This is a genomic window from Pseudomonas marincola (assembly GCF_900682675.2).
Lineage (GTDB): Bacteria > Pseudomonadota > Gammaproteobacteria > Pseudomonadales > Pseudomonadaceae > Aquipseudomonas > Aquipseudomonas marincola.
This window is the reverse complement of record NZ_LR215729.2, coordinates 2,070,362-2,083,209: the sequence shown is the minus strand read 5'-3', so window position 1 is coordinate 2,083,209 and position 12,848 is coordinate 2,070,362. Positions and strand designations below refer to the sequence as shown.

Below are 12,848 nucleotides of genomic sequence, written 5' to 3'. Positions count from 1 at the left end.
AACGCTACAAACGCCCATAAACAATACGTGCCCATAATGATAAAGAGACGACCATGAACGCTCTGCACTACCTCAAGTTTTTCCTGTTCCACCTCGTTGGTTTATTCGCCATTGCCGCCATCCTCGCGGGCGGCGCCTGGATAACGCTGGCGTTGATCACGATTGTCAGCGTTTATCTGGTTGGCGACGCCGTGGGCGGTGACGACACCAGCACACCAACGCTCAACCATCCGTGGATACTTACCACGCATTTATGGCTGGCATTACCGCTGTTGGTGCTGTTGGTGTTTGCTGCGGTGTGGAGCGTCAGCACGACTGACTTTGCAGGCTTCGGCGCCGCCCTCAGCCAACTCAGCGGAGTTGACCTGTTGGCAGCCCGCGAAAGCACGTCCATTGGCCATCACTTTTCCGCCTGGATACTCACCGGCCTGATGATTGGCATGCTCGGCACCATTACCGCCCATGAGCTGATTCACCGGACATGGGACCCGATCTCTCTGTTTATCGGGCGCTGCTTACTGGCCTTCAGTTTCGACACGGTGTTCTCAATCGAGCATGTCTACGGTCATCACCGTTACGTGGCCACGCCGAAGGACCCGGCCACTGCCCCGCGCGGGCGCAACGTGTACACGCACATCGTTAAATCAACGATTGATGGCAACCTCAGCGCTTGGGAAATTGAGAAGAAGCAACTCGCTCGAAAAGGAAAGCCTGTATTCAGCTGGCACAACCGGGTTATCCGCGGGCACCTGATGAGCGTGTTGCTGGTGATTCTGGCTTTTGCCATCGGCGGCATTGCGGGCATGTTGTTCTTCATCGCCTGCGCTTTGTGGGGTAAAGCGCTGTTGGAGATTGTGAACTACATGGAGCATTACGGCATCGTTCGTAACCCCGCCACGCAGGTGCAGCCGCGTCACTCATGGAACACCAATAAACGGCTCAGTTCCTGGACCATGTTTAACCTGACCCGCCACTCGCACCATCATGCCAAAGCCATTACCCCGTATCAGGATCTGCGGCCATTTCCGGATGCGCCGATGATGCTCGGTGGTTACCTGACCACCATTGTCATCGCCATGTGCCCACCGCTGTGGCACAAGCTGATGGCGCCAAAATTACTGGCCTGGGACCGCGACTATGCTAACGCCGAGGAGCGTGAATTGGCCCGACAGGCGAACGCCAGCAGCTCACAGCCCGCTCTGCAGAAGGCGACGGCTTAAGCCCAAACTGCTTGGGTTGGCGTCAATGCCAACCCACGCCACAAGTCGCTCTCACCATTGCAGCCTCCTCCGGCCAGAATCAGATGCTCAAGCCTTCCCCTGCGCTTGGGCGCACCAGCGTTTGCTCTTCTCACGACCAGAACTCACCTGAACTTTCAATTATCAAGGCCCTCAGAAACTTAAGGGACGTTGGCATCTAGCCATTAATGGCACGCCGATTCGGCCTCGTCATACAGCAGTCGATTTCGTTCGATAAGCCATCTGACAGCGTGAGGAGATAACGTGAGTGACATTAAAAAGCAGGCACGAATTTATCGCATGGTCATGCCCGAACACATCTGTCCGTTTGGTTTAAAAGCCCTCGATCTACTCAAGCGTGAGGGCTACGACGTGGTCGATAAGTGGCTGCGTACGCGCGAAGAAACCGATGAGTTCAAGCAACAACATGCGGTCGAAACAACCCCGCAAATCTTCATTGGCGGTGAACGGATCGGCGGGCTGGATGAGCTGAAAAGCTACTTGGGTAAACCCGCCAAAGACCCGGATGCAGTGACCTACCAGCCGGTTATCGCAGTATTTGCAACGGCAGCACTGATCGCGATGGCTTCAACGTGGGCGACCTTGGGCGATATCTGGACGGTGCGCACAATTGAATGGTTTATCGCCATCAGCATGTGCATGTTGGCATCGCTGAAATTGCGCGATTTAGAGAGTTTCACCAACATGTTTTTGGGCTACGACTTGCTCGCGCAAAAAGTCGTGCGCTATGCCTATGCGTATCCTTTTGCCGAGTTGATTGCCGGGGTGCTGATGATTTCCGGAGCGCTGATCTGGTTTGCCGCGCCACTGGCCCTGTTCATCGGCAGCATAGGCGCCTACTCGGTTTACAAGGCTGTTTACATAGAAAAGCGAGACCTCAAATGCGCCTGTGTCGGTGGCGACAGCAACGTGCCGCTCGGATTTATTTCCTTGACCGAGAACCTGATGATGGTCGGCATGGCAATTTGGATGCTGGTCGCATACTGAGCAATGATGGCCGATGCCTGATGATCGGCCGCTCAATACAAACGGGATAAACGCAGCGCGATGCAACCGCGCTGCGCTTGGCTCATTCAAGCGATAAGCGTCAGTTCATCAAGCGTCCACGACTCGACAGCCCCTGCAACCGCATCGCCATAGGCAATCATGTGCGGTGCACTCATATGGCTCTGCCACAACTCACGGGTTTGCCACGTTTCATGGAAAACGAAGTGGTTGGGGTTTTCATTATTCACGTGCAAGTCGTAATTAATGCAGCCCTCTTCCGCTCGGGTGCTGTCTATCAGCTTCAACAGTTCGGCTTTAACCAGGTCTGCATAGCCAGGATTGGCTTTGATGTTGGCAACAAGAGTGAGTACAGTCATTTTCAAATCCCTTTGAACATTCAGTGATGCGCTGCGGTTAAGCAGCGCGTGTGATAGAGCGACCCAGTCGGGGCGCTAGAAACCTTCCAATACAATCTTGCCAATCGAGCGACCCGCTTCCAGTTCGGCATGGGCGGCGCGCAAGTTCGCGGCATTGATTGGCCCTAAATGCTTGCCGACCGTGGTGGCAATGCGTTCTTGCTCAATCAAATCAGCCACTCGATCAAGCAGCCGACCCTGCTCATGCATATCGTTGGCGTTATGCATGGAGCGGGCGAACATGAACTCGAAGTGCAGAGACAGGCTTTTCGGCTTAATTTTGGTTGCGTCCAATTCTTCAGGATCATCAATCAAAGCGATCCGGCCAAAAGGCTTGAGCAATTCGATGTAGCTGTCCAAGTAAGCCGCCGAATCATTCAGGCTGGCTACATGGGTTACCTGACCAACACCCAGCGCCTCAACTTGCGGAGCCAGCGGCTGCGTGTGATCGACCACATGATGCGCACCGAGCTTTTTAACCCAGGCTTGCGAGCTTTCCCGCGAGGCTGTGGCGATAATCGTTGCGCCCGTTAAGGTGCGTGCCAATTGCAGCAGGATTGAACCGACCCCGCCGGCTGCGCCGACCACCAGAATCACCTCATCCGACGGCGCGACTGCAGTGTCAGATAGTTGTTTGATTTGCAGGTGTTCGAACAACAACTCCCACGCGGTGATCGTCGTCAGCGGCAATGCCGCCGCTTCGCTGTCACTCAGACGCTTGGGCTTATGGCCGACGATGCGTTCATCCACCAATTGATATTCAGCATTGCTGCCCGGACGCGTCAGGTCGCCGGCGTAGTACACCGCATCACCCGGCTTGAACAACGTAACCGCTTCGCCGACCGCCACGACTTCACCGACCGCATCCCAGCCCAACACTTTGTATTCGCCATCCTTGGGTGCAGCTCGCAAGCGCACTTTAGTGTCCACCGGGTTTACCGCTATCGCCTTGATCTTCACCAGCAGATCGCGGCCGCTGGCCACAGGTTGCGGCAGTTCAATATCGATCAGTGCAGCAGAATCGGTAATAGGCAGTGACTTGCTGTAACCAATAGCTTTCATGGGTGACTCCAGTCATTCAGTTGATGGCACCTAGAATAGGCCTTGATTTACCTGAGATATACGGAGTAATAATTGATTAATTATCAATAAATTTTTGACTATATGCTCATTGAAGACCTGCACGTCATCCTCAAAGTCGCCGAGTTTCGCAACATCACTGCGGCCGCTGCACACTTGGATATGAGCACGGCCACCGCCAGCGTCGCGATAAAACGCGTTGAGGCAGCGCTGGGCACCGAATTGTTTATTCGCACGACGCGTAAGCTGAGGTTATCGAGCGCGGGCGAACGTTATATCCCGCAATGCGAACAAGCGCTGCTCATGCTTGAGCACGCCAAGCAGAACATGAAGAGCGATCTGGATGTGGTTGACGGCGAGTTGCGCATCGCCCTGCCTTCCGATCTGGGCCGTAATATTGTGGTGCCCTGGCTGGATGAGTTTATGCAGGCGCACCCCAACGTCAGCCTCAGCCTGAATATCAGTGACCGAAATCTGGATTTCTATCGCGACCCGATAGACCTGGCCCTGCGTTATGGCTCGCCTAAAGACGCCAATGTTTATGGCTTCAAGATCTGTAATGTGCCGCGAGTTGTCTGCGCTGCGCCGAGCTATCTGGAGCAACACGGCACACCCGAGCACCCGCATGATCTAGCGTCGCATCACGGGTTGTTTTACCAACTGCAGGACACCTTGCATAACGTCTGGCATTTTTCCCAGGGCGCCGGCAGTTTCAAGGTCAAGATGAGCGGACGCCATGCCTCGAATGACGCCGACTTGGTCAGGCGCTGGTGCGTCGCGGGGAAAGGCATCGCCGCCAAATCAAGTCTGGACATGTCACGCGACTTGCTCGCCGGCAATGTCGTCAGTGTGCTGGATGAGTACCAGTGCGCGCCTACTGAGCTGTGGCTGATTTTTCCCAGTCGTCAGTCCATAACGCCGGCCGCACGCCTGTTGCGCGACCTGCTCAAGGAGAAAACGGCTGAGGTATTGGACCAGTTAGTCAAACGCGGCATCCTCGCGCCCAGCGCCCTCGACTGAGTTGGCAGCGGTCGATTAACTCGGCGCTGCGAACGATTGCTTGCAAAAGCGCCCACCGGGCCAGCGCTCTGCGAAAGCGGCAATTGCGGCGTGGATTACAGTTGGTCGCGGCTGACGCCGCTGCGAACCCGAACAATATCGGCGAGTACCGCCAAGGCAATCTCACCCGGCGTTCGGCTGCCGATATTCAGCCCGATCGGCGCATGAATACGGGCAAGCTCGGCATCAGTCAAACCGCCCACGCGGCTCAATCGCTCAAGGCGCTTTTGCGAGGTCTGCAGTGAGCCCATCACGCCGATATAAAATGCGTCGGTGCGCACGGCTTCGATCATCGCTAAATCGTCAATGCGCGGATCATGGGTTAACGCCACGACGGCGGTATCACAGTGACACCCTCCATCGGCAATAAACTGCGAAGGCAGTTGCCGGCGTATTTCTACGTTGTACAACACCACGTCCGCGATTACTTCCTCACGTGGGTCACACAAGATCACCTCGAATCCGAGACCCACCGCAAACTCGGCGCACACCTGAGAAACACTGGAGTAACCCGCCAACAGCAGGCGTTGCGCCGCTCCCACCCGCACACGTACCCGGTCGATTTCACGCTCGATGCGCAAACCTTGTTCGCGGTCAGCAAACAGGCTGCGCGCACCACTGCTCAGATCAACCTCACGAATGAGCCGCTGTTGCCCGCGCAAAGCAGACACCATCTGCTGCAAATGTGCCTGCACCTCACAACCGGGCTGCATATGCTCGACCAGTACATCAAGCACTCCGCCACACGGCAGGCTTACCCGCGCCTGTGCATCGTCGCCTTCGCCATAACGGACGATAGTCACTGGCCGGGCAAACTCGCCCTGCGCCACTTGTTCAAGAAATGCCTCTTCAACACAGCCGCCCGACAAAGATCCCAACCATTGGCCTTGCGCGTTCACCACCAACAACGAGCCCGGCGCACGGGGCGCCGAACCGTATGTGGCGAGTACCGTGCACAACCAGATTGGCTGGCCGGCCTGTGACCATTCCAGCGCTCGGCGTACAACTTGTAAGTCCATATGCTGCACGTCAGTCAGCCTTGCTATGCGTATCAGACTTATCGGCTTGCAGCTTTTGCACATCGCTGACCGCCAACTCGCCGGTTTGCCCGCCCCAGCGTTGGCGCAGGTAATTGAGCAGGTCGGTCAGCTGCGTCTGGTCGAGCTTATCGGCGAAGCCCGGCATCGGCTGCATACGCTCAAACCCGGAGAACTGCTGCTCATCAATACCGTCTTCAATCACCCGCAGTAAGTTGCGCGGATCATCCAGGCGCACGGTGGTGTTGCCGCGCATGGCGACCGCGATGTGCGGTTTGCCTTCACCCTCAGGCGCGTGACAACCGGCGCATACATTGAGGTATTGCTGATGGCCGCGTTTGGCACTGTCATTCAAATCATCCAGAGCCCGTGTTTCGACGACTTTAGCCGCTGGCGGTGTGTCGCCCAGCAGATAAGTCGCCATTGCCGCCAGGTCTTTATCGTCAAGGAACTGAGTGCTGTTGTGAAACACCGGATACATCTCATTGAACATCGTGCCCTGGGAGCTCATGCCGTGCTTGAGGAACGTGCTCAGATCCTGATGATTCCAGCCACGGTTCGCCAGATCATCAGCCAGCAAGCTGGGTGACAGATACCCATTGAGCAGGCCGCCGCTTAAGTGCTTATCGACTTCCATGGCGCCGGTTGCACTGCGCGGGGTATGGCATTCGCCGCAATGCCCCATCACCTCAACCATGTATTGCCCACGCTGCCAGGCCGCGCTTTTATCCTCGGCGGGCTTTAGCTGAAGATCGTCGGCGTACATCAGGTTCCAGGCGGTTAACCCCAAGCGCACATTAAACGGAAAGCTCAGGCTGGTTTCGGGAGCGTCACGTTCGATCGGCGCGACGGTTTTAAGGTAGGCGTGAATCGCGTCTGAGTCCTCACGCGGCATCAGGTGATACGAGGTGTACGGCATTGCCGGATAAAGATTGGCGCCGTCACGCCGCTTGCCTTCGGTGAGCGCGGCAAAGAACTCATCATCGGTATACAGCCCGATTCCATGTTCTTTGCTTTGGGTGATGTTGGTGCCATAAATGATGCCGAATGGCGACTCAATCGCCAGCCCACCCGCGAATGGCGCGCCGCCCGGTGCGGTGTGACACGCCATGCAGTCAGCCGCCCGGGTCAGGTACTCACCGCGCTCTACCTGATCATCCGCCTGCGCCTGCAACAACGGCGCAGCCAAACCAACCGCCAAGGTGATGCGGGTCAGTAAATGCTTCATGCTTAACCCTCCTTGACCAGGCCGAGATCGGACAACACATTGCGGGTGGCGCTGTAATAGCGCACGTAGCCGGTGCAACGGCAAATGTGATGGCCCAGGCTTTCTTCAATGACCTGTTCCAACTGACTCTTGGCAACGGGTTGGCGTTGAAGTTTTTCGACCAGAACGGTTGCCGCGTTAACAAAGCCCGGCGCGCAGTAACTGCACTGGAACGCAAACTCATCAACAAAGCGTTGCTGGATAGGGTTCAACTCGGTGACCACACCTTGTTCATCGCGCTTCGCGTGGCCCTCAATCGTGCGAATTTGTTTACCCGCGAAATAATGCGCGCCGGTGATACAGGTGCGCACTTCTTCGCTGGTACCGTCCGGATTATCAACGATCACCACGCAGGCATGGCAGATGCCCTGACCACAGCCGAGGCGTGAGCCAGTAAGGTTGTTGTATTCGTGAAGGTAATCAATCATCGGCAGGTCATCAGGGATGTCCACCGCGTCGACGGGCTTGCCGTTGATTGTCATTTGCAGCGGATGCTTAGCCATTGAGGGCCTCCTTGATGCGAGCTGGCGAGATTGGCAAATCGCGTACGCGCTTGCCGATTGCATGGGCAACAGCGTTACCGATTGCGCCGACCACCGGGATCATCACCACTTCGGCAATGCCCTTGGACGGATCGCTCGCCGACAACGGCGGCAGAATTTCGGCCGTCTGCTTCCACACCGCCACATGCTTGGCCAGCGGCAGGCGGTAACGGTTGAAATTCCAGTCGCCCTCACCCGGCCCGCCTTCATAGAAAGGCATTTCCTCCAACAACGCATGGCCGATGCCCATGGCGATGCCGCCTTCAAGCTGCCCCCTGACCAGCTCTTCTACCAATACCCGGCCGCACTCAACCCATGAGTGATGATTGAGCACCTGCACCTCGGCAGAACCTTTGTTGACCTTCAATTCAACCAGCGTCGCGACAGGGCTGTAGTAAGTCACCGCCGCGTTGTTCAGTTGAACATCGGGGTAATGCACGTTCTGCCGGTCCAGCAAGTGGAAGCCAGCGCTATTCATTTGGGCTTTCTTAACGCTGACAGCGCCATCGCCGTATTTGACTGCCAGGCTGTCGAGCGGCAAACGCTCGCGCACGCCGTCAATGCTGAATTCAGCCTCAGCCCAACTCCAGCGGTTGAAGCCATGTACGGTGGCGCCCGTCACCAAACCCTGCTCGTGGGCACGTTTGGCCAGCATCTCAAAGCTCAACGGCTGCATGCCATTGGCCGTCAGCTTGCCGTCGACCCAGTGCGCGTCTTCGCGACGCACCACGTAGGGATTGGCCTGACCGCCATAAGGGCCTTGCCGCCAGATCTGTAACGCAGCTGGCCAAAGACCGTGATTGAACAGTACCCGAGCGGCTTCGCGGGTGGCGTGGCTAAAGTAATACGCGGAGTTGGTCGCCGAGGATGCAGAAGCCAGCTTGCCGACCCAACGCGGGTTACGCAAAAACTCATTCTGCTCAGCCTGGCTCATGGTGTAAGGGTTACCGCCGGAGGTGAGCTGCAGCTCGTCCCATTCGGTTTCACCGGTTTTCACATGCGCTGCCGGAACGCCAAGGAAATCCGCGACCACCAGCGCTTGCGAAGTGGCCATGCCCGTACCAATTTCGATGCCGATGTGACGCAGGCTGACGTCGCCGTCTGCGGTGAACTCGATACTCGCCATTGGCGCTTCCGCACCGGTGCCGAAATCCTTCTGGCAGATTGCAAAACCGACGCCGTACCAGTTATCCGGGTCGGCGGCCTCACGTTCTTGCTTGATCACATCACGGTTTTTCCAGACCGGATGAACTGCCGCCTTGTCGAGAATTTCATGCAAGCGCAACGCCCCGGCCGGCACAGCGCCCTGGGTATTCTTCATGCCGGAAACCATGGCATTTTTCTGGCGCAACTTGATGGCATCAATATTCAGCCGGCCGGCAATTTCATCGACCATCATTTCAGTCGCGGCCATGCTCTGCAGCGTGCCGTAGCCACGCATCGAGCCTGCTTCCACGCCGCGCGAATGGAAGGCTGTGACCTGCAAATCGTTCTGCGGCATGTAATAAATCGATTGCGCAGCCGTGGCGCCAACCGCCGCCACCGACGAGCTGTAATTGGCCCGCCCGCCGCCATCGACGGTCATCTCGGAACGGAAAATCTTGAAACTGTGATCGTTCTTGTCCACGGCCAGTTGGTAATGGATATCGAACGGATGACGCTTGATTCCGCTTTGGAACTGCTCGTAACGGTCATTCGCCAGCCGCACCGGCACACCGTTGCCGTACAACGCCGCGAGCGCCGCGTAATAAACGAAAATATTGTGGTCTTTAGAGCCATAACCCACGGTGTAACCGGGGTGAACATTGAGTTGCGCCAGACTAAATCGCGACGGCGCGATCATCTTCGCGGTTTCGGTAGCCGCTTCATGCGGGCATTGCGTCGCCACCACAAAGTGCAAGGTTTTGCTGGCGGGGTCGTACCAGCCATTGCCGTTGTCTGGCTCCAGCGCCGCTGGTTCAATCGAGGGTGTCTTGTAGCGCTCATCGAACACCAGCCAGTTATCCGGCGGGCTATCAATCTGCTGCTTCATGCGCTCGGCATAAAACAGCCCGCGCTCGGTCAGGTTGCCGTGCAGATCAGGTTGCGAGTTCCACACCGGACGCCGGTTTCGCAGCATTGGAAACAGAATCGAATCCTTGAGGCTGGCAAACTCATCTCCATCAGCAGATGTCTTACCACCTACGCGGACATAGCGAAAACTGCCGTAAGGATCGGTGGTGTAAAGCGCTGCTTTTTCGCCATAGCGGATAGCCTTGTCATTAAACTTGAGCTTGGCTTTGGCCTGGCGGAATCGCTCGAAGTCATGCCAGATCAGAATCGCTACCGGATGACCAATAAACATCGGCACCTGGCCGACGGGAAGCAGTGGATCGGGCGCATGGTCTTCAGGAAAGACGATGCCATCCTTGCTCAAGTCTTCGGCGGTTACCGTGCGGTCAGGCTGCAATTCAGCGCCGAGGAATGTCAGGTCGATGCCCGCAAACAGATGGTCGGCTTTGGTGGTTTTCAGCAACATGGCATGACCCTGCTGTTCGGGCCAGCCGGGCATGTCCTTGGCGCGAATGTCGCGCGCGAAAACTTTGCTGCCACAGACCTTCGACATCGCATCACTGCGCGCGCGGGCTTTGCCATTATTGCCGAGCCATTGTTCGGGCGGCACGGTGACACTGTTTTCTCTCAAGGCAGCAAGGGCCGGATTGCTTAGCGGCATAAGCGTAACGCTCACGCCAGCCACCAACCCGCCCTGCAAAAACGAGCGTCGGGAAATATCACGGTTGGACATTGATTATCCTCTGGGCGGTTATCTTTCCGCCGTTTTGAGTATGTACTTTTCAGCCTCGCAGTTTGCCTAGGCATGTGCGAGCAGGCCGGCAAGCCTATCGACTCAACAAAGCTGACTTAGGGGTTAAGTTATAGATTTCTGCATTAATCGCAAACATTTTGTTACATGTAGTCCCGCCTGAGCGGCAACAGACAGCCCGGTTTTGAGGGCTCAAGACGTGTGAAAACCGCTGCAGGCGGGAGAGTGACGGGCGTGATGCGAGCGTTAGCCCTGAGGCAAATCGATGTCTGCGAGAATTCCGTGATCATCCACCTCAACCCGTTGTACCGCCTGTGAATTCGCCTGGATTACCGCTTTGGCACCGGTGTCTCCTGTCAGCCCCTGCATCTCTGCCCAGAATTTGCGACCGAATAAAACCGGGTGGCCGGGCTGACCTCGGTAGGTCGCCACCACAATCTGATCAGCCGATGCCCGCTCAATCAGCGTGTGCAACGTCTCTGGATTAATCCACGGCATATCGCCAAGAAAAATTGCCACAGCAGCTGCGCTCGACTGCTCTTCAACTGCGCGCATGCCGCTGGCAATGCTGTGCCCCATTCCGTCATAAGTTCTTTCGCTGCGCACAACGTGACTGGACTGAGGTATTTGCAACGGCTCAAGATCATCGTCCGGACGCACAACCACCCAAACGTCCTGCAGCAGTGAACACGGCAGGCGCAAACTTGCTGACAGTAGCTTTTGGCCATTGTTCAATTCAGCGATGCGTTTATCAGCGCCAAAACGGCGCGAAAAACCAGCCGCGAGAACCAGCCCTGCTACCGTGCGGATTTTTTCAACCTGCGAGTGCTGCACGTTGCTCACGCCTCCTAACCGATACTTGATTTGCGTGAAATGGATGCTCAGGCTTGCAAGCAAACACCCGATATTTGCAGGCACAATTAAAGCTGCGTGCGACTCTATACTAACGATGCGCCGCGCCGCAGGCGTTAAAAACGTATTAACACCGCCCGACTAACCTGTATTTGAGGAGCTTTGCTTTCGTGACCACAGCAGCAGAAAGCCCAACTGACACGCCGCGCATCATCGGCTTTCATGCCCACGTCTACTTCAATGCAGAGACACTGGAATTGGCCCGGCAACTCTGCGAGCAGGCCGCTTCCCTGTTCCCCTTAAAGATGGGCCGCATTCATCAAAAACCTGTAGGGCCGCATCCCGACTGGAGCTGTCAGCTGGCATTCAAACCCGAGCTGTTCGGTCAGTTCATTCCCTGGCTTGCCCTTAATCGTAAGGGTCTTGTGGTGTTCATTCACCCGATTACCGGCAACGACCTTGTTGATCACCGCGATCGCGCCATGTGGATGGGCGCAGTCCGCCCGCTCGATCTTTCGGTGTTGCCAGAAGAGACGCCGCATTACAGCTTCTGATGCAGCGTTCGCTCAGGGTCAGCCCTGCCGGGTTTTGTGAACGTCGAACAACTTCGACTGGGCGACCCCGAACGCGCGGTTGACGCCGCCACTCACACTGCGCTCAAAGCCATCAGCCAGCATTCCCTCGATGCCAGCGGCGCTGACGCCACGATAGTTCTTCAGTGTCTCCAGCAGCTCTTCGAAGCTGCGCCCCTGATTGATCAGTTGGCTGGCATGCAACACGACGCCGTTAACCGCCCGCCGTGCAACGTGCTCGGACACGCCATGGGCCAGCGCATCGTGATACAGCGTCTGAGCGAGCAGCGCCGGATACGCAGGCCCAGTCCCAGACAACGCGGTGAGGTAATCAAGCTGCGCCTCGTCGGCCACTTCATCTGCATAGCCGCAGGTGGCGAACAGTTGCTGGACAAAGGATCGGCTCACGGCATCCACCTGCTCATTGGCCAACCACGGCGTGTAAGACTTACCGATTTCCAACGCCGCGTTGGGCATTGCACGCACCACACGTGTACCGCCGGTGAATAATTGGATGTCCGCAAGCGGTACACCGGCGACCAACGAGATAAGCAATTTGTCCTGCACGTTAATGTGTACAGAAGCCAAATCTTCTGGCCGGACCGACAGGATGACCACATCGCTGTGCGCGACCAGAAACCGGTTGTCATCAGTCACGCGCACATCGCCAAGGGCCTCAACCGGCTCTCTGAGCTTGCCGGAGCGGCTCGATAGAATCATCGACTGCGGCTGTACAAATCCGCTGCCAACCAATGCAGCGGCAATCGAGCGGCCCAACCACCCCGCTCCGCCAACGACGCCTATTGTCTGTCCGGTCATTGAACACAGTCCTTTAACATCTGATGGGTTCAGGTCAAACCCTTGCCCGATTCAGGGTAACAGCACCCGCGATGAACTGGCGCATCACGCTTCTGAGCATCCGCCTCACCGCCGTAACCGCGAATTAACTTATCAGGCGTAAACAATGCAAACCG

12 protein-coding genes are annotated in these 12,848 nt (G+C 56.7%); 4 read left to right on the top strand and 8 right to left on the bottom strand.

Annotated features, from left to right (window positions below; translation table 11 throughout):
- The first annotated feature begins 53 nt into the window (after nt 1-53).
- Both PMYSY11_RS09770 and PMYSY11_RS09765 read left to right on the top strand, forming a co-directional pair.
- On the top strand, nt 54-1,220 hold the full coding sequence (locus tag PMYSY11_RS09770; protein WP_150549039.1) for an alkane 1-monooxygenase: 1,167 nt from the start codon (nt 54-56) through the stop codon (nt 1,218-1,220).
- 282 nt (nt 1,221-1,502) lie between these two features.
- Nucleotides 1,503-2,246, top strand: a complete 744-nt coding sequence (locus PMYSY11_RS09765; RefSeq protein ID WP_239655567.1) for a MauE/DoxX family redox-associated membrane protein — start codon at nt 1,503-1,505, stop codon at nt 2,244-2,246.
- Between the two features lie 86 nt (nt 2,247-2,332).
- Here PMYSY11_RS09765 and PMYSY11_RS09760 read toward each other — a convergent pair whose 3' ends face one another.
- Nucleotides 2,333-2,623, bottom strand: coding sequence for a putative quinol monooxygenase (locus tag PMYSY11_RS09760; RefSeq protein WP_069902195.1), 291 nt, complete (start codon nt 2,621-2,623; stop codon nt 2,333-2,335).
- Nucleotides 2,624-2,698: 75 nt separating this feature from the next.
- Nucleotides 2,699-3,724, bottom strand: a complete 1,026-nt coding sequence (locus PMYSY11_RS09755; RefSeq protein ID WP_150549038.1) for a zinc-binding alcohol dehydrogenase family protein — start codon at nt 3,722-3,724, stop codon at nt 2,699-2,701.
- A gap of 102 nt (nt 3,725-3,826) precedes the next feature.
- Here PMYSY11_RS09755 and PMYSY11_RS09750 point away from each other — a divergent pair, with 102 nt between their 5' ends.
- On the top strand, nt 3,827-4,762 hold the full coding sequence (locus PMYSY11_RS09750) for a LysR family transcriptional regulator (RefSeq protein ID WP_150549037.1): 936 nt from the start codon (nt 3,827-3,829) through the stop codon (nt 4,760-4,762).
- Nucleotides 4,763-4,857: 95 nt separating this feature from the next.
- Here the strand turns inward: PMYSY11_RS09750 and PMYSY11_RS09745 are convergent, their stop codons facing one another.
- The 5 genes from PMYSY11_RS09745 to PMYSY11_RS09725 all read right to left on the bottom strand — a co-directional run bounded on the left by PMYSY11_RS09745 (nt 4,858) and on the right by PMYSY11_RS09725 (nt 11,293).
- Complete coding sequence (locus tag PMYSY11_RS09745; RefSeq protein WP_150549036.1) at nt 4,858-5,829, bottom strand: XdhC family protein; 972 nt, start codon at nt 5,827-5,829, stop codon at nt 4,858-4,860.
- Nucleotide 5,830: 1 nt separating this feature from the next.
- Entirely contained in the window at nt 5,831-7,066 is a 1,236-nt protein-coding gene (locus PMYSY11_RS09740; RefSeq protein WP_150549035.1) for a c-type cytochrome, read from the bottom strand.
- Between the two features lie 2 nt (nt 7,067-7,068).
- Nucleotides 7,069-7,608: a (2Fe-2S)-binding protein gene (locus tag PMYSY11_RS09735; protein ID WP_150549034.1), complete on the bottom strand. Its 540-nt coding sequence runs from the start codon at nt 7,606-7,608 to the stop codon at nt 7,069-7,071.
- Nucleotides 7,601-10,432, bottom strand: coding sequence for a xanthine dehydrogenase family protein molybdopterin-binding subunit (locus PMYSY11_RS09730; RefSeq protein ID WP_150549033.1), 2,832 nt, complete (start codon nt 10,430-10,432; stop codon nt 7,601-7,603). Before PMYSY11_RS09730 ends, PMYSY11_RS09735 begins: the two co-directional genes overlap by 8 nt.
- A gap of 264 nt (nt 10,433-10,696) precedes the next feature.
- Nucleotides 10,697-11,293, bottom strand: a complete 597-nt coding sequence (locus PMYSY11_RS09725; RefSeq protein ID WP_239655566.1) for a nucleotidyltransferase family protein — start codon at nt 11,291-11,293, stop codon at nt 10,697-10,699.
- A gap of 179 nt (nt 11,294-11,472) precedes the next feature.
- On the opposite strand from PMYSY11_RS09725, the gene PMYSY11_RS09720 reads away from it, so the two are divergent.
- On the top strand, nt 11,473-11,856 hold the full coding sequence (locus PMYSY11_RS09720) for a DOPA 4,5-dioxygenase family protein (RefSeq protein WP_150549032.1): 384 nt from the start codon (nt 11,473-11,475) through the stop codon (nt 11,854-11,856).
- Nucleotides 11,857-11,874: 18 nt separating this feature from the next.
- Here the strand turns inward: PMYSY11_RS09720 and PMYSY11_RS09715 are convergent, their stop codons facing one another.
- The gene (locus PMYSY11_RS09715) at nt 11,875-12,693 is read right to left on the bottom strand and encodes a pyrroline-5-carboxylate reductase family protein (RefSeq protein WP_150549031.1); all 819 of its coding nucleotides are present in this window, start codon (nt 12,691-12,693) and stop codon (nt 11,875-11,877) included.
- Nucleotides 12,694-12,848: the final 155 nt, after the last annotated feature.